Origin of the sequence: Streptomyces sp. P3, assembly GCF_003032475.1 — a bacterium.
GTDB lineage: Bacteria > Actinomycetota > Actinomycetes > Streptomycetales > Streptomycetaceae > Streptomyces.
Map to the genome: position 1 here is coordinate 2,024,007 of NZ_CP028369.1, position 17,268 is coordinate 2,041,274.

Sequence of the window (17,268 nt, forward strand, 5' to 3'; positions counted from 1 at the left end):
CGGTGCGGTCACCAGGTTCCGGAGGCTCCTCACGAGCTCCCGACGACCCCTGGCCCTTACCGAGTACGTACCCATCACGACCGCTGTGACGCTCCGTTGAGCAAGGCCAGTCGACCGCAATCAACCGTTACCCGAGGCAGTTTTAAGCCAATCTTGCAATTTCGCAAGGGAGCCGGAAGAACCGTGCGCGATTCTCCCAAAGACCCCGCGGACACCAGCGAGCCCGGCAGGACAATGCTGGACATCCCCTCACGAGTGCGTGTACATGTGGAGACACCGCTAGCGGCGCAGAATGACATGGGGGTTTGCGATGCTTTTGAGCAATACGCTCCGGTCCGAGAGCCGGATGCCATGAACGCCCCTCACCCTCCGAAAGTGGCCGGAATCGATCCAACGGTTCCGTCGCCCGCACACACTGTCCCGCCCGCGCCTGCCGTGCCGGGCGGCTCCGCCGCCCCCGCGGCCGCCTCCGTCCCCCCGGATCCGTCGTCCGGCGCTCCCGGCATGCCGGGAGCGGGAGCCCTGCTGACGGACCGGCTGGCCGGCTGGGTCTCGGACCTCACCACACTGCACGAACTCACCGAACGCCTGGCCCGCACGGCCGTGCTGCAGGACGCCCTCCAGGAGCTGCTGCACGCCGGAGCCGCCCTCGTGGGCGCCCGCCGCGGTCTCGTCGTCCTCGAACCGGCCGACCGGCTGGGCCCCGACACCACCATCGGACTGGGCCTCGGCCGCGCCGACCTCGGCCACATCGAGACCGTCCCCCGCAGCGCCCTGTCCTACGGCCGCATCCTCGACGGGCTGCCCGGCGGCGACGGCGAGATCACCGAGCCCGACCTGCTGTCCGGGGACGGCCTGGACCCCCGTCATCGCGAGGTGGCCGCCCGCCTCGGCTACGCCGCCAGCTACGCGCTGCCACTGGAGACGGACGGCGCGTCCGGCCGGCTGGGCGCGGCCGTGTGGCTCTACGACGAGCCCGCCGAGCCGGGCGAACGCCGGCGCCACCTGATCGGCCTGTACGTCCGGTACGCCGCCGAGCACCTGGCGCGGCTGGTGGAGCTCGAGCGCACACGCGCGTGCATGAAGACCATGTCCGAGGAGCTGCTGCCGTCCCGGCTGCCGCGGGTGCCCGGCGTCCAGCTCGCCGCCCGGCACCGAACCGGCCCGCGCGGGGGCGGCGACTGGTACGACGCGCTGCCGCTTCCGGACGCCGCACTGGGTCTGGCCGTCGGTTCCGTCACCGGGTCCGGGCCGAGCGCCGTCGCCGCGATGGGCCGGCTGCGCGCCTCCCTGCGGGCGTACGCGGTGATGGAGGGCGAGGACCCCGTCGCCGTCCTGTCCGACCTGGAGCTGCTGCTGCGGCTGACCGAGCCCGCGCGGTCCGCCACCGCGCTGTTCGCGTACTGCGAACCCGCGCTGCGCAAGATCACCCTGGCCGGCGCGGGGCACTGCCCGCCGCTGCTGGTCGGGGAGCGGCGCACGGAGTTCGTGGAGACCTCCGTCTCGGCGCCGTTGGGCATGCTGGCCTGCTGGGAGGCGCCGAGCGTCGAACTGGAGGCCGAACCGGGCGAGACGGTGCTGCTCTACACCGACGGACTGCTGCACCGCGCCGGCGACCTGGCCGACCGCGCCTTCGCCCGGCTGCACGCGGCGGCCGCCGGGGTGCCCAAGCCGCTGCGCCGGGACCCCGGGGCGGTCGCCGACCACGTACTGCGCACGATGCTGCCGGACGGCCTGTACGACCAGGACAGCGACGAGGACGTGGTGCTGCTGGCGGCCCGTTTCGAGTAGGGCGGCGACGACAGCGGGTAAGAGGTCATTCGGGCCTGGGCCCCCTTCCGTACGACCGTACGATGGAGGGGGTCCAGTGCCGTATCTAGGAGGATGACCATGGCCGACGAGCCCACCCCGGCTACGCCGGATGACGCTGCCACCGCAGCGGGACCGGAGACCGAGTCCGAGGAGCCCGTCAAGCAGCGCAAGAACGGCCTGTACCCGGGCGTCTCCGACGAGCTGGCCGAGAACATGAAGTCCGGCTGGGCGGACACGGAGCTGCGCGACCTGGAGCCGATCGCCCAGGCCGGCGAGACCGCCGCCCGCCGCGCCGCACTCTCCGCGCGTTTCCCGGGCGAGCGACTGGTGATCCCGGCGGGCAACCTGAAGACCCGCTCCAACGACACCGAGTACGCCTTCCGCGCCTCCGTCGAGTACGCGTACCTCACCGGCAACCAGACCGAGGACGGCGTCCTGGTGCTGGAGCCGGTCGACGACGGTCACACGGCCACGATCTACCTGCTGCCGCGGTCCGACCGCGAGAACGGCGAGTTCTGGCTGTCCGGCCACGGCGAGCTGTGGGTCGGCCGCCGGCACTCGCTCACCGAGGCCGAGAAGCTGTACGGCATCCCGGCCGCCGACGTGCGCGAGCTGGCCGACCGGCTGCGCGAGGCCACCGGTCCGGTGCGCGTCGTGCGCGGTCACGACGCGGGCGTCGAGGCGGCCCTGACCGACAAGGTCACCGCCGAACGCGACGAGGAGCTGCGTGTCTTCCTCTCCGAGGCCCGGCTGGTCAAGGACGACTTCGAGATCGGTGAGCTGCAGAAGGCCGTCGACTCCACGGTCCGCGGCTTCGAGGACGTCGTGAAGGTCCTGGACAGGGCCGAGGCCACGAGCGAGCGCTACATCGAGGGCACGTTCTTCCTCCGCGCGCGGGTGGAGGGCAACGACGTCGGTTACGGCACGATCGCCGCGGCCGGCCCGCACGCCTGCACCCTGCACTGGGTGCGCAACGACGGACCGGTCCGCTCGGGCGACCTGCTGCTCCTCGACGCGGGCGTCGAGACGCACACCTACTACACCGCCGACGTCACGCGCACGCTGCCCGTCGACGGCCGCTTCACCGAGATCCAGAGGAAGATCTACGACGCGGTGTACGAGGCCCAGGAGGCCGGCATCGAGGCCGTCCGGCCGGGCGCCAAGTACCGCGACTTCCACGACGCCGCGCAGCGCGTGCTCACCGCGAGGCTCGTCGAGTGGGGCCTGGTCGAGGGCCCGGTGGAGCGCGTCCTCGAGCTCGGTCTCCAGCGCCGCTGGACGCTGCACGGCACCGGTCACATGCTCGGCATGGACGTCCACGACTGCGCGGCCGCGCGCGTGGAGTCGTACGTCGACGGCACGCTGGAGCCCGGCATGGTGCTCACCGTCGAGCCCGGGCTGTACTTCCAGGCCGACGACCTGACGGTGCCGGAGGAGTACCGGGGGATCGGCGTCCGCATCGAGGACGACATCCTCGTCACCCAGGACGGCAACCGGAACCTGTCGGACGGCCTGCCGCGCCGCTCCGGCGAGGTCGAGGCCTGGATGGCTTCGCTCAAGGGCTGACGGTTCGAACGACGGCCGGGTAGGGGTCCGGGTACCGGTGAGTGCCCGGCCCTTCCCGTGTCCGGGCGACCGCACCGCCGGGGGGCATGTCCAGGGGGGACTTGGTTAACGATTTCTGGTCCGGGGTCGGCGTCGATCTGCATCTCGAGCGGCCGCGGAGATGGGGCAGTCCGCGGGTTCCTGGCAGCTCTCCTTCGACCTGGCCCCGGCCGACCGCGTCGGCGAGTACCAGGGCCTGTTCGGCACCGGCGTCACCGTGGCCCGCACCCTCGGCCCGCTGGTGCTGACCTGGCTGCTGGTCGAGTGGGGCACGCCGGGCTGGCTGCTGCTGGGCGCGGCGATGGTGGCGGCGTCCTACGCCATGGGCCCGGCGGCGCGAAGGGCGGCGGCGCAACGGTGCGCGGAGGAGGACGGGGCGCCGGCGCCGGCCGAGGGGGCGCGGGCGGCGGCGACCGCCCCCGCGACGGCCCCGGCGACGGGGTGACGGGAGTGACGGCGTGACGGCGTGACGAGGCGACAGGGGTGGCGGGGTGGCCGGACCGCGCCGTGACCGCTTCACGCGGCTCCGGTCGCCGCGGCGGGCGGGAGGGAGTCGACGAACAGGGCGCCCGACAGGAGGCCCGCGCTGCCGCGGGGGCTCCACGCGCGCGCGTGGAGGTCGGTGTCGAAGGCGACCAGGGCCTTCGCGCCCGCTTCCGCCGACGTCCCGCCGGCGTCGAGAACCGCCCGGGCGCCCGACTGGACGTGCCGCAGGCCCAAGGGGCCCGCTGTGTGCAGGAGTTCGGTGTCCTGGAGCGTCGACATCACGGTGAGCAGGGCGTCGAGCCGCGCCTCTGCCTCGCCGGCGCCGGCCGTGCGCGCCCGCGCCAGCGCCAGCGCCAGCGCGTCCAACGCCCGGCGCACATGCGGGAATCCGGCGCGGGCCTCACCGCGGGCACCGGCCGCGCCGTACTTCGCCGAGACCGTCGCACCCCGCGAGGGCCGCCGCGGGGCCGCCCGGTCCGGGTGCGCGGCGATCCTCTTGGCGGTCGCGGTGACCTCGACGCCCCGCGCCCGGGGGTCGAGGGCGGCCGCCGCCACCAGCAGGCCGAGCGCCCACAGGGCCCCCCGGTGCCCACCGCCGGCCAGGCCCACCGAGTGCTCGGTGCACCGTCCGATCGCGCCCAACTCCGCGCGGAGCCGGGGCGTCGGCTCGCCGGTGCGGCGGGCGGCCGCGGCCATCGCCGCGAGTCCGGGTGCGAGCGCCTTGGCCGACCAGGTCAGCCCACGGTGGTCCCTGCGGGTGACCCGGGCCGCCAGGTCGCGGGGATCGGGCAGGCCGGGTTTGGGGGCCAGTGCCAGCTGGCCCGTCAGCGCGGCCACCGCCGCCTGCGCGAGCGCCTCGTCCTCACGGCTGTGCATGCTCCGCCTCAGGTGGACGCGGACGCCGTCGGGGCGCCGCTCGGCGGGGTTCCGGTGGGGGCGCCGCTCGGGGGCGTGCCGCCGCCTCCGCCGCCACCGCCCGCGCCGGTGCTCTCGGCGTCGGGGTCCACGCCCAGGGTGAGGGTCCCCTTGTAGCCCTTGGACGGGTCGGCCTTGTGGACGGCCTTCAGGGTCAGCAACCCGCTGGACGCGCCGCCGCCGTCGTAGACCATGTCGTCGGCGAGCACGGTGTAGCTGCCGGTGTGCCGGGCGTACGGCTCCAGGGCGAAGATCTCCTCGGCGACGTCGTCGGGGAAGAACAGCTGGCCGGTGTGGTTGACCTTGCCGCCCTCGTAGGTGCCGTCCTCCTTCTGGCCACCGGTGTGCACCTTGAGGTGGATGTGGCAGGTGCGGGGCGTGTACCAGCCGGGGAAGACCGTCTCGAACTTGACGACCCCGTTGGCGTTGGCGATCTGATAGCCGCGCAGATAGGTGGCGTCGTTCGCGGTGGAGCCGTCCTCGCTCTCGGCCGGCGCGGAACCGCCGGGGTTGGCGGTGGTGTAGCCGGAGTAATAGCCCCAGGCGTCGCAGTGCCAGATCTCGACGGCCGCGCCGGCGACCGGGGTGCAGCCGTCGGTGGCGTCGACGACGGTGAGCCGCAGGGTCAGCGGCACTCCGCTCTTGCCCTCGGTGATGTCCTTGCGCACCAAGGCGCCGTCCAGGTAATACGGCCCCTGCGTGACGCTCGTCATCAGGGTCATGCAGGCGCCGCCCGTCGAACCGGCGGAGGCCGACGCGCTCGCCCCGGCAGTCGTGGCGGCAGTCGTGCCGGTGTCGGCGAAGGCGGCCTGGTAGCCGGCGGCGGCGAGTCCGCCGGCCGCGACCGTGCCGCCGGTGACCGCGAGGGCGCGCCGCCGGGTGATGGAGGTGTCCTTGCGAAGTCCTGTCATGGACAGGAAGGTAGGAACGCCGCCCGTCAGTGGGCTGAATGCCCGCTGGGAGGCACCTGTGAGTGCCGAGAGACCCGAAGCGCCCGTCCGCCGGGTGCGTCTGACGGCCCGAAGCGCGGGCGTCGGCCACGCACACAGGGGCTGTCGGCTCACGACTCCGCCGGCTCACGCCGCGCTGTCGGCTCACACGGCCATCAGCGGGGCGTCCTTGCGCCACTTCAGGATCTTGTCGAAGCTCACGACCGCCCCGCCGAGCCCCGGCTTGTTGCCGATGTGGACGTGGTCGGCGAGCTCCTGGATGAGGAACAGGCCCCGGCCCTGTTCGGCGTCGGCGTTCGTGCGCACCGGCGCGGGAGCGGGGCGCTCACCGGCGAACCCCGGGCCCGAGTCGGCGACCTCGATGCGGCACGTCTCGCCGTCGAGGTAGGCCGTCACGCGGTATGCCTCGGAAGAACCGCCGATCGCGGTGGCCCCGCCGTGCTCGACGGCGTTGGCGCAGGCCTCGCTCAGGGCGACGGAGAGGTCGTAGCTGACGTCGGGATCGACGCCCGCCGTCTCCATCGTGCCGAGCAGCAGGCGGCGGGCGAGCGGCACGCTCGCGGCTTCGCGCCGCAGATGGAGTGACCACCAGATGCTCATGCTCCAGCCTCCTGGCTGCGGCTCGACATACCGATACGTATTGCCGCCCGCAGCCGTATGTAAGCGTGATTTCCGTGTGATGCCGCCTATATGGGGGATGCCCGCAGGCGGGAAATCGGTGTATGTGGGACTCGGCAGCACCAGTCACACCGCTCATCACAGAAGATGATCTTCCGCACCGTGCGGAGCGTGTGGACCTGCCGTAGGGCGGCGGTGCGGCCAGTGCGATGATGAGCCCGCCATGACTGCCCCCTCCAGCGAGCGCTCCGGTCGCGATCTCCGGCTGCTGCGGGCCGCGGTGTTCGCCGCGGTCTGCGTCACGCTGGCCGCGGTCGGGCACACGACGGCCTCCTGTGCCGCCGTTCCGCTGTGGACCCTGGGCGCGGGCTTCCTGGCCGTGCTCGCGGTGGCGGCGCCGCTCGCGGGACGCGCACGCTCGCTGCCGGGCATCGCCGCGCTTCTCGCGGTCGGACAGACCGCGCTGCACACCCTGTTCGGGATCGGGCAGCACGCCGCCTCCGTCTCCGCCGCTGCGTCGACGTCCGTTTCGCATTCGGTTTCCTCCGCTTCCGGCTCCGCCGCGCTGTCCGCGTCCGACGCCTCGCTCGTCGAACGGGCGGCCCGGCTGGTGTGCGGGGCCACGGCGGCGCCGATCAGTCCGGCCCAGGCCCAGAAGATGCTCGTCGACGCGCGGCTCTACTCCCCCGGCGACGTCACGGGCGGCACCGGTATGAGCGGCATGGGTGGGATGGGCTCGATGCGGCATCCCGCGGACGCCCTCGTCACCGCCGGCTCGGCGATGTCGCTGCTGCCGTCCCTGCCCATGCTGCTCGGCCACGTCCTCGCGGCCGTCGCCGCCGGGTGGCTGTTGCGGCGCGGCGACACGGCTCTGCTGCGACTGCTCGCCCTGTCCGCTCACGGAGTCGCCGAGGGGGCGCTCGTGCGGTCCCTGCGCGGAGCGCTCGCGCTGGTGCGCGCCCTGCTCGCTGGGCTGCCCACCGGGCCGGGCACGGGAGTGCGCCTCCCGCGCACCGCACTCCTCACACCGGACCCACCCGGGACCACCGCGCTCCAGCACTCGGTGATCAGACGAGGTCCGCCGGGCGGGTCCGTACTCGTCCTCACTGCCTGACGCGACACGACCAGCACTCCGCACCCGGGGGCGGCCGCCGTCGCGCGGGCATCCGCGCGTGCGCACCCGCGTGCCCGCGCCTCACCCTCGAACTCACTCAGAGTGGAGTGCTCGCTGTCATGAAGGCCTCACGTATCGCTTCCCGTACCGCCTGCCGGATCGCCGCCGCAGGCGCTGCCGCCGGGTGCGCCGTGCTCGTCCTGTCCTCGCCCGCCCTCGCGCACGTCAGCGTCGCCGCCGAGGGCGCCGCGGCGAAGGGCGGCTACGCGGTCGTCGACTTCAAGGTCCCCAACGAGCGGGACAACGCCTCGACCACCAAGCTCGAGGTCGCCTTCCCGACCGACCACCCGCTGGCCTCTGCGATGCCGGAGCCGATCAACGGCTGGACCATCCAGGTCACCAAGGCCAAGCTCGCCAAGCCCATCGAGCTGCACGGCAAGCAGATCTCCGAGGCGGTCTCCAAGATCACCTGGACCGCCACCGGCGACGGCGTCAAGCCTGGCTTCTTCCAGAAGTTCCCGGTCTCCGTGGGCGCGCTGCCCGAGGACACCGACGAACTGGTCTTCAAGGCGATCCAGACGTACTCCAACAAGGAGGTCGTGCGCTGGATCGAAGTCCAGGGGGACGGCGCGGAGGAGCCGGAGAACCCGGCCCCGGTGCTCGCCCTGAGCGCCGCGTCCGAGAACGGCCACCACGGCTCGACCGCCTCGGACGCCGCTGAGGAGTCCGACGACGCCAAGGCCGCCGCCAAGACGACCGAGGCCGCCTCCGACGCGGACGCCAGCGACACCACGGCCCGCGTCCTCGGCGTGGTCGGCATCGTCGTCGGCGTCGCCGGTGTGGCGTACGGCGTGCTCGCCGGCCGCCGCCGGACCACGACCGAGGCCTGAGCCCCCGGTCGGCGCGGGCGGCCGCCACCGCCCGCGCCGGCTCCTCGACGGCGCGCGACCGGGGTGCACGGCCCGTCCGGAGTTCTCGCCGTACACCCGACGCCCGCCCGATTTCATACATCTGGGACATTTTTCTATGCGTAAGAAGACATTCGCCGTGGCCGCGCTGTTCGCCGCCGCCACCCTCACCCTCTCCGCCTGCGCCAGCGACGACGGCGCGAGCCCCGTGGCCGTGGTCTCCGAGGAGGGCAAGCAGCAGGCCGCTACCGTGCTCGACCAGCCCTTCGCCAAGCCCGCCCTGGTCCTCACCGACACCCGGGGCGCCGCGTACGACCTCCGCAAGGAGACGGACGGCCACCCGACGCTGGTCTACTTCGGCTACACAAACTGCCCGGACGTCTGCCCGCTGACGATGAGCAACATCGCCGTCGCCAAGAAGCAGCTGCCCAAGGCGGAGCAGGACGAGCTGCGCGTCGTGTTCGTCACCACGGACCCGGACCGCGACACCCCGGCCGCGCTCGGCGCCTGGCTCAAGGGCATCGACCCCCAGGTCGTCGGCCTCACCGGGAAGTTCGCGACGATCCAGGCCGCCGCCCGCTCGCTCGGCATCTCCGTCGAGGCGCCGCACAAGGACAAGAACGGCAAGATCGTCTCCACCCACGGCACCCAGGTCGTCGCCTTCTCCCCGAAGACGAACGGCGGATACGTGCTGTACGGCGAGGACGCCAAGGTCGACGACTACATCAAGGACCTGCCCGAGATCATCAAGGGTGAGAACCCGTGAGTCCGGCGCCGCCGGATCGGCAGAGGTCCGGCCGGGTGGGGGAGGGCCGGATCAGGTCCGGCAGGGCGGGGCGGACGCGGTTGCTCGCCGCGTCCTGCGCGGTCGTCACCGGAACGCTGTTGTCGGCGGGGTGCGCGTCGGACGCGGACGGCCGGGCGGAACTCTCCGTCCGTGCCGCCTACATTCCGCAGCCGGTCTCCGCCACCATGGCCGCCGGTTTCCTGACCGTCGTCAACAAGGGCGACGCGCAGGACGAGCTGACGTCCGTCACCAGTACCGCGGCGGGCAGCGTCACCCTCCATGAGACCGTCGGGTCGTCGATGCGGGAGGTCGCCTCCCTCGACATCCCCGCCCACGGTCAACTCGTGTTCAAGAGCGGCGGAAACCACCTGATGTTCGAGAAGCTGAAGAGCAGGCCGGTACAGGGCGCGACGGTGACCGTCGAACTCCACTTCACCTCGTCCGACCCGCTCGAGGTCGAGATCCCGGTGAAGTCCGCCACGTACGACCCGACCACCGGCCACTGAGGGAGGGACCACCTTGACGCAGACCATCGCCCCGCGCGTCCGGATGCTCGTGCTGCTGTTCCTGGCGATCGCCGGCGCGCTCCTCGCCGGCGCCGGACCCGCCTCCGCGCACGCCGCGCTGACCGGCAGCGACCCCGCGCAGGGGGTGGTGGTCGACAAGGCTCCCACGCAGGTGACGCTGACCTTCTCCGAGACCGTCTCGATGAACGACGACTCCCTGCGCGTCCTCGACCCCAAGGGCGCCCGGGTCGACGACGGCAAGCCCTCCGAGGTCAGCGGCACCACCTACGCCGTCCAACTGCACTCGGGGCTGCCCGACGGCACATACACCGTGACCTACCAGGTGGTCTCCGCCGACAGCCATCCCGTCGCCGGCGCCTACACCTTCTCGATCGGCTCCCCCTCCGAGACCAGCGTCTCGGTGTCCGGCCAGGAGGCCGGCGGGGGAATCGTCGGCCGGCTGTACGGCTTCGGCCGCTACGTGTCGTACGCCGGGTTCCTCGTGATGGTCGGCGGGGCCGCCTTCGTGCTGGCCTGCTGGCAGCGCGGCACCGGCGTGCGGTCCCTGCAGCGACTCGTCGTCTCCGGCTGGCTCGCGATGACCGCGGCCACCCTGTTCCTGCTGCTCCTGCGCGGCTCCTACAGCCGCTCGGGCACACTCGGCGACGTCTTCGACCTCGACCTCCTGGGCGAGGCCCTGCAGACCAAGACCGGTGCCGCCCTGGTCTCCCGGCTGCTGTTGCTCGCCGCGGCCGCCCTGTTCATCGCCGTGCTCTTCGGCGCCTACGACAAGCGGGAGGACGAGGAGAAGCGGGACCTGACCTTCGGGCTCGCCATCGGCGGAACCGTCGTGGCAGCCGGACTCGCGGCGAGCTGGGCCATGGCCGAGCACGCCTCGACCGGACTGCAACCGGGCATCGCGATGCCGGTCGACGTGCTGCATCTGCTCGCGGTCGCGACCTGGCTCGGCGGGCTCGCCGCACTGCTCGTCGCGCTGTACCGGGCACCCGCCGACCGCCCCGTCGACGCCGCCGCCGTCCGGCGCTTCTCCCGGGTCGCCTTCGGCAGCGTCCTCGTCGTTGTCGCCACCGGCGTCTACCAGTCCTGGCGTCAGCTCGGCTCCTGGTCCGCGTTCACCGACACCCGCTACGGCCGGCTGCTGCTCGTCAAGATCGGGCTCGTGGCGCTGCTGGTCGGCATCGCCTGGATCTCCCGTCGGTGGACGGCTCGGCTGGCGGTCCCGACGGCCGCCGAGGCGGCGGTTCACACGTCGGCCGCCGGGGAGTCCGCGTCCGGGGAGTCCGCGCGAGGGAAAGAGCCTGTCCCGGCGGCGGCGACCGGAGGAAGCGGCGGTGCGGCCGGGGCGGCCTCGGTCGACCCCACCGGGAGCGTCGAGAACCCCAAGCCCGTCAAGGGCTCCACGGACTCCCAGGGCTCCCAGGGTTCCCAGGGCAAGAAGAACGGTTCAGGGGACGCCTTGGAGCAGCGTGTCCCGGGTGACTCCGCAGGCGGCGAGCGGGCCGCGCAGCTCGCCCGTCAGCGGGCAGCCGTGGACGCGGCACGACAGAAGCGGCTGCGTACCGCGGACGGCGAGCGGTTCGGCCTGCGCCGCTCGGTGCTCGCCGAGACCGGGGTCGCCGTCGTCCTGCTGGCCGTCACCACCGTCCTGACGTCCACCGAGCCGGGCCGTACGGAGCAGGACGCCGCCAGGGCCGCCCGGTCCTCCTCGTCCTCGGCTTCCGCGGCGGACTCCGCCTCGGGCGCCCTGACCCTGGACATGCCGTTCGACACGGGCGGCGCCGACGGCAAGGGCGTGGTGAGTGTGGACCTCGATCCCGCACGCGCCGGCGCCAACGAGATGCATGTGTACGTGACGCGGCCCAACGGCCGCGCCTTCGACGTGCCCGAGGTCAAGGTCGCCTTCACCCTCGAGGCCAAGAGCATCGGGCCGCTGCCCGTCGCCCCCGACCACATCACCACCGGCCACTGGTCGGCGAACGCCGTGCAGATCCCCCTGGCGGGCGAATGGAAGATCGCCGTGACCGTGCGGACCTCCGACATCGACCAGGTGACCGTCTCCAAGAACGCGCAGATCGGCTGACCCTCACATGCCCGACCAGTCCCTCCCCGAGGCACCCACCCCCGTGACCCGTTCCACCCGGGCCAGCGCGCCGGAAACACCGGCCCCCGCCGCCGGCCCGGACGGCGAGAGCACCCAGCGGCCCGCCTCGTCGGAGTCCCCCGCCAGGGACCTGACCCGACGCCGACTGCTCGGCGCGGCCGGCGCCTCCGGACTCGTCCTCGGCGCGGCGGGCGCGGCGGCGGGATACGCGGCGGCGCCCGCCCAGGCGACGCCGTTGTCGTCGGTCGGAGCAGGGCAGGCGATGTTCCACGTGAAACATCAGCCCGGCATCACTCAGGGCCTCCAGGCCCGCGGCCACCTCGTCGCCTTCGACCTGGTGGTCGGCGCCGGGCGCAAGGAGGCGGCCGCACTCCTGCGCCGCTGGTCGGAGACGGCCCGGCGACTGATGGCGGGCGAGGCGGCCGCACACGACGACACGGATGTGGCCCGGGACGCCGGACCGTCCTCGCTGACGGTCACCTTCGGTTTCGGCAACAGTTTCTTCACCCGCACCGGACTGGAGAAACAGCGCCCGGCCGCTCTGGACCCGCTTCCCGCCTTCTCCTCCGACCACCTCGACGCGACCCGCAGCAACGGCGACCTCTGGGTGCAGATCGGCGCGGACGACGCGCTGGTCGCCTTCCACGCCCTCCGGGCGATCCAGAAGGACGCGGGGAGCGCGGCGAAGGTCCGCTGGCAGATGAACGGCTTCAACCGGACGCCGGGCGCCACCGCCCATCCCATGACGGCCCGCAACCTGATGGGACAGATGGACGGGACCCGCAACCCCAAACCGGCCGAGTCCGACTTCGACCAGCGCGTCTTCGTCCCGGCGGCCGGCCGGAAGGACCCGGCGTGGATGGCGAACGGCTCCTACGCCGTGGTCCGCCGGATCCGGATGCTCCTCGACGACTGGGAGAAGGCGTCGCTGAAGGCGCAGGAGCAGGTCATCGGGCGCCGGAAGGCTGATGGAGCGGCGTTGTCGGGGGGCGCCGAGACGACCGAGATGGATCTGGAGAAGACGGACGCGAACGGCGATCTGGTCGTCCCGATCAACGCGCACGCCCGCATCACCCGACCCGACCAGAACGGTGGCGCGGCGATGCTGCGGCGACCCTTCTCCTATCACGACGGCATCGACCCGGACGGCACTCCGGACGCGGGCCTGCTGTTCGTCTGCTGGCAGGCGGACCCGCTGCGCGGCTTCGTCACCGTGCAGCGCAAACTCGACCGCGGGGACGCCCTGTCGCGGTACATCCGCCATGAGTCGAGCGGACTGTTCGCGGTGCCGGGCGGGGCGGCCAAGGGCGAGTACGTGGGGCAGCGGCTGCTGGAGGCGTGAACCGGAAGGTCCGGAACCCGGCTCGACGAGAGGGACCGCCGACCGCGACCCTGACGGCGGTCGCGGCGGCGCGAGGTTACGCCTCCGCGTGCGGATTCATTCCTGCGAGGGGGAGTGGTGAGACGCATGCGCCCCGGTACGCAAGGGCCATTAGGGTGAGGTCATGCCAGCGAGCTATGCCTACCTCGGCCCCGAGGGCACCTTCACGGAGGTCGCCCTGCGCACGCTTCCGGAGGCGGCCACCCGCCAGCTGATCCCTTACGTGTCGGTGCAGTCCGCGCTCGACGCGGTGCGCGCCGGCGAGGCCGAGGCCGCGTTCGTGCCCATCGAGAACTCCGTCGAGGGCGGCATCACCACCACGCTGGACGCGCTGGTCGCGGGCACACCTCTGATGATCTACCGCGAGGTGCTTCTGTCGATCACCTTCGCGCTGCTCGCCCGGCCCGGCACGGACCTGTCGGACATCAAGACGGTCTCCGCCCACCCGGCGGCACAGCCGCAGGTGCGCAACTGGCTGAAGGCGAATCTGCCGGACGCTGTGTGGGAGTCGGCCGCCTCGAACGCGGACGCCGCCCGGCTGGTCCAGGAGGGCCGTTACGACGCCGCTTTCGCCGGCGAGTTCGCGGCCGCCCGGTACGGGCTCACCGCGCTGGAGACGGGCATCCACGACGCGGAGAACGCGCAGACCCGGTTCGTGCTGGTGGGCCGGCCCGCCCGGCCTGCCGCGCCGACCGGTGCGGACAAGACGTCCGTGGTGCTGTGGCAGCGGGACGACCACCCCGGCGGTCTGCGAGACCTGCTGGGCGAGTTCGCCACCCGGGGCGTCAACCTCATGCTGCTGCAGTCCCGGCCGACGGGCGCCGGCATCGGCAACTACTGCTTCTGCATCGACGCCGAGGGGCACATCACCGACCGCCGGATGGCCGAGGCGCTCATGGGGCTGAAGCGGATCTGCCGCGAGGTGCGCTTCCTGGGCTCGTACCCGCGTGCGGAGATGAGCGCGGCGGACGTCCCGGCACCACTGCCGGGCACCTCGGACGGGGAGTTCATGGCGGCCTCGGACTGGGTGGCGCGCTGCCAGGACGGCCGTTTCTAGCCAGTCCTACCTGCATATCTTCGTTGTCCACAGAAGTTATCCACAGGCTCGCTTCTCGACCTGGGGACAAGTCGACAACGAAGTGCCACTCAGTCGACAAATCGGCCTGTGCCACCTCAAGGTGAGTCGCAACCCGCACGTCACCCTTCGTCCACCTGTTTCCTTCGATCAATCCTTCGGGGTGACCCAATTCCACCCGAAAGTGGCTGCGAGCGGCGTTCGGGCAAGGAATTCGACCCGGGACGGACAGGCTTCGGAATGATCCATTCTGGTGTCCACAGACCTTTCGCACACCCTGTGGATAACTCACACGAGGTGCGAACCCCTGTGGACAACCCGGCCGCCAAATCCCGCGCACCGCAAGGAAATCGGGTCAATGAGACGCCCGTCACACAATCCGTCCCAGGGAGTGAGACGCGATTTATTGACACGCTGGGCAATTCACCCATAACGCAACGTAAGTAGCGATTCGGAAGACCGGACGACGGCTCGGAATGGGAGTCGTGAGCGCCGACCCCGCACGGGTAGCCTTGGCCGCGTGATTGACCTTCGCCTGCTCCGTGAGGACCCCGACCGTGCGCGCGCCTCCCAGCGTGCCCGTGGAGAGGACGTCGCGCTCGTCGACTCCCTCCTCTCCGCCGACGAGCGGCGCAGGTCGTCCGGCGTCCGCTTCGACGAGCTGCGCAACGAGCAGAAGTCGCTCGGCAAGCTCATCCCCAAGGCCTCCGCGGACGAGAAGGCCGAGCTGCTGAAGAAGGCGAGCCAGCTCGCCGCCGACGTCAAGGCAGCCGACGCCGAGCGCGACGCCGCCGACGCCGAGACCCAGGAGCTCCTGCAGCGACTCGGCAACCTCGTGCACCCCGACGTGCCCGTGGGCGGCGAGGAGGACTTCGTCACCCTCGAGACGCACGGAACGATCCGCGACTTCGGCGCCGAGGGCTTCGAGCCCAAGGACCACCTGGAGCTCGGCCAGATCCTCGGCGCGATCGACGTCGAGCGCGGCGCCAAGGTCTCCGGCTCCCGCTTCTACTTCCTGACCGGCGTCGGCGCCCTGCTGGAGCTGGCCCTGGTGAACGCGGCGATCGCGCAGGCCACGGCGGCCGGCTTCACGCCGATGCTCACCCCCGCGCTGGTGCGCCCGCAGTCGATGGCCGGCACCGGCTTCCTCGGCCAGGCCGCCCAGGACGTCTACCACCTCGACAAGGACGACCTCTACCTGGTCGGCACCTCCGAGGTCCCGCTCGCCGCGTACCACATGGACGAGATCATCGACGCGGACCGGCTGCCGCTGCGGTACGCGGGCTTCTCGCCCTGCTTCCGCCGCGAGGCAGGCTCGCACGGCAAGGACACCAAGGGCATCTTCCGCGTCCACCAGTTCGACAAGGTCGAGATGTTCTCGTACGTCACGCCCGAGGACTCCCAGGCCGAGCACCAGCGGCTGCTCGCGTGGGAGAAGCAGTGGCTGTCCGCGCTGGAGCTGCCGTTCCGCGTCATCGACGTCGCCTCCGGCGACCTCGGCTCCTCGGCCGCCCGCAAGTTCGACTGCGAGGCCTGGATCCCGACCCAGGGCAAGTACCGCGAGCTGACCTCGACGTCGGACTGCACCGAGTTCCAGTCCCGCCGCCTGTCGATCCGCGTCCGCGAGGGCAAGCAGGTCCGCCCGCTGGCCACGCTGAACGGCACGCTGTGCGCCGTCCCGCGCACGATCGTCGCCGTCCTGGAGAACCACCAGCAGGCCGACGGCTCGGTGTACGTGCCCGAGGTACTGCGTCCGTACCTCGGCGGCCGGGAGGTCCTTGAGCCGGTCGCCAAGTGAGCACCGAGCCTGCCGCCGGACGGTTCCCCCACCGTCTGATCGCGACCGACCTCGACGGGACGCTCCTGCGCTCCGACGACACGGTCTCGCAGCGCACCCGTGACGCCCTCGCCGCGGCCACCGCGGCGGGGGCCGTGCACATCGTCGTGACCGGCCGCGCGGTCCCGTGGACCCGGCACATCCTCGACGACCTCGGCTACGACGGCCTCGCGGTCTGCGGACAGGGCGCCCAGGTGTACCACGCGGGCGAGCACCGTCTGCTGACGTCGGTGACCCTGGACCGGCAGCTGGCCGGTGTGGCGCTCGCCAAGATCGAGGCGGAGGTCGGCCCGCTGCACCTGGCGGCCAGCCGGGGCGGTCTGGACGGGGAAGTGCTGGTGGGGCCGGGTTACGCGCTCCGGGGCGCCCTGCAGTCGACCCCGCTGACGGACGCGTCCGACCTGTGGTCGGCGCCCCTGAACAAGATCTTCATTCAGCATCCCGAGCTCTCGGACGACGCGTTGGCCGAGGCGGCCCGCAGAGCCGCGGGAGGTTTCGTCACCGTCGCCGTGGCCGGTGCGGGCATCGTGGAACTGCTCCCTCTGGGCCTCTCCAAGGCCACGGGCCTCTCGCTGGCCGCCCGCCGCCTGGGTCTCAAGGCCGCGGACACGATCGCCTTCGGCGACATGCCCAACGACGTCCCGATGTTCGCCTGGTCCGCTCACGGCGTGGCCATGGCCAACGCTCACGAGGAACTGAAGGCGGTGGCGGACGAGATCACCGCCTCCAACGACGCCGACGGCATCGCCGCCACCCTGGAAGCCCTCCTTCCCTGACCCGAAGCGCCCGGGTAGGGGCGTGCGATCAGCGGCACGGAAGGGACGCTGAGAGAGGGGCGCGGGGAACCGCGCAAAGATCGCCGCGGGCGATCAGGGGCGCGGGGAACCGTGCGACCAGCCCCCACCGGCCCGCACACGGACCAGATACCCGAAGCCCGCCGCCCCTGCCCGCTGCTTTCGGCGCGCCTCAACGGCGCCTGCGTCGAACCTCGCCCAGTCCCAGTGACAAACGTCTCGCGGAGGATGCACGGATCGAACGTGCGCGGGGTCGCCCCCGACCTCGGCTTAGCAAGCCGGTGCCTTGCCTCTCGGCCAATCCTCCGGGTGGGCGGCCCACGCGAGAGCGACATCGCGTGCTCGAAGCGGCCGCCCC

14 protein-coding genes, 1 tRNA gene and 1 pseudogene are annotated in these 17,268 nt (G+C 72.2%); 12 read left to right on the forward strand and 4 right to left on the reverse strand.

Annotation, left to right across the window (positions count from 1 at the left end):
* Window positions 1-234 precede the first annotated feature (234 nt).
* The 3 genes and pseudogenes from C6376_RS09030 to C6376_RS09040 all read left to right on the forward strand — a co-directional run.
* Window positions 235-1,791, forward strand: coding sequence for a PP2C family protein-serine/threonine phosphatase (locus C6376_RS09030; protein WP_107442944.1), 1,557 nt, complete (start codon window positions 235-237; stop codon window positions 1,789-1,791).
* 93 nt (window positions 1,792-1,884) lie between these two features.
* Window positions 1,885-3,378, forward strand: coding sequence for an aminopeptidase P family protein (locus C6376_RS09035; protein WP_173985606.1), 1,494 nt, complete (start codon window positions 1,885-1,887; stop codon window positions 3,376-3,378).
* Window positions 3,379-3,532: 154 nt separating this feature from the next.
* Window positions 3,533-3,862: pseudogene (locus C6376_RS09040) on the forward strand (MFS transporter); the annotation flags it as partial.
* Between the two features lie 71 nt (window positions 3,863-3,933).
* Here the strand turns inward: C6376_RS09040 and C6376_RS09045 are convergent.
* From C6376_RS09045 to C6376_RS09055, 3 genes are all read right to left on the reverse strand, one after another.
* Window positions 3,934-4,779, reverse strand: coding sequence for a triphosphoribosyl-dephospho-CoA synthase (locus C6376_RS09045; RefSeq protein ID WP_107442945.1), 846 nt, complete (start codon window positions 4,777-4,779; stop codon window positions 3,934-3,936).
* 8 nt (window positions 4,780-4,787) lie between these two features.
* Window positions 4,788-5,729, reverse strand: a complete 942-nt coding sequence (locus C6376_RS09050) for an intradiol ring-cleavage dioxygenase (RefSeq protein ID WP_107442946.1) — start codon at window positions 5,727-5,729, stop codon at window positions 4,788-4,790.
* A 183-nt stretch (window positions 5,730-5,912) separates the two neighbouring features.
* Window positions 5,913-6,368, reverse strand: coding sequence for an ATP-binding protein (locus C6376_RS09055; protein ID WP_107442947.1), 456 nt, complete (start codon window positions 6,366-6,368; stop codon window positions 5,913-5,915).
* Between the two features lie 241 nt (window positions 6,369-6,609).
* Here C6376_RS09055 and C6376_RS09060 point away from each other — a divergent pair, with 241 nt between their 5' ends.
* The 9 genes from C6376_RS09060 (at window position 6,610) to C6376_RS09100 (ending at window position 16,892) form a co-directional block, all read left to right on the forward strand.
* The gene (locus C6376_RS09060) at window positions 6,610-7,500 is read left to right on the forward strand and encodes a hypothetical protein (protein WP_107442948.1); all 891 of its coding nucleotides are present in this window, start codon (window positions 6,610-6,612) and stop codon (window positions 7,498-7,500) included.
* A gap of 119 nt (window positions 7,501-7,619) precedes the next feature.
* A complete protein-coding gene (locus tag C6376_RS09065; protein ID WP_107442949.1) occupies window positions 7,620-8,390 on the forward strand; it encodes a YcnI family protein in 771 nt (256 codons plus the stop codon).
* A gap of 136 nt (window positions 8,391-8,526) precedes the next feature.
* Entirely contained in the window at window positions 8,527-9,174 is a 648-nt protein-coding gene (locus C6376_RS09070; protein WP_107442950.1) for an SCO family protein, read from the forward strand.
* A 116-nt stretch (window positions 9,175-9,290) separates the two neighbouring features.
* Window positions 9,291-9,701 carry a copper chaperone PCu(A)C gene (locus C6376_RS09075; RefSeq protein WP_254076350.1) on the forward strand — a complete coding sequence of 137 codons (411 nt, stop codon included), beginning with the start codon at window positions 9,291-9,293 and terminating at the stop codon, window positions 9,699-9,701.
* 13 nt (window positions 9,702-9,714) lie between these two features.
* Window positions 9,715-11,802 carry a copper resistance CopC/CopD family protein gene (locus tag C6376_RS09080; protein ID WP_107442951.1) on the forward strand — a complete coding sequence of 696 codons (2,088 nt, stop codon included), beginning with the start codon at window positions 9,715-9,717 and terminating at the stop codon, window positions 11,800-11,802.
* A gap of 7 nt (window positions 11,803-11,809) precedes the next feature.
* Window positions 11,810-13,165, forward strand: coding sequence for an iron uptake transporter deferrochelatase/peroxidase subunit (gene efeB / locus C6376_RS09085; protein WP_107442952.1), 1,356 nt, complete (start codon window positions 11,810-11,812; stop codon window positions 13,163-13,165).
* Window positions 13,166-13,328: 163 nt separating this feature from the next.
* Window positions 13,329-14,261, forward strand: coding sequence for a prephenate dehydratase (pheA, locus tag C6376_RS09090; protein ID WP_107442953.1), 933 nt, complete (start codon window positions 13,329-13,331; stop codon window positions 14,259-14,261).
* A 538-nt stretch (window positions 14,262-14,799) separates the two neighbouring features.
* The gene (gene serS / locus C6376_RS09095; protein WP_107442954.1) at window positions 14,800-16,077 is read left to right on the forward strand and encodes a serine--tRNA ligase; all 1,278 of its coding nucleotides are present in this window, start codon (window positions 14,800-14,802) and stop codon (window positions 16,075-16,077) included.
* Complete coding sequence (locus tag C6376_RS09100; protein ID WP_107442955.1) at window positions 16,074-16,892, forward strand: HAD family hydrolase; 819 nt, start codon at window positions 16,074-16,076, stop codon at window positions 16,890-16,892. The genes serS and C6376_RS09100 overlap by 4 nt, the downstream gene beginning before the upstream one ends.
* Before the next feature lie 240 nt (window positions 16,893-17,132).
* Here the strand turns inward: C6376_RS09100 and C6376_RS09105 are convergent.
* Window positions 17,133-17,217, reverse strand: a tRNA-Ser gene (locus tag C6376_RS09105).
* Window positions 17,218-17,268 lie beyond the last annotated feature (51 nt).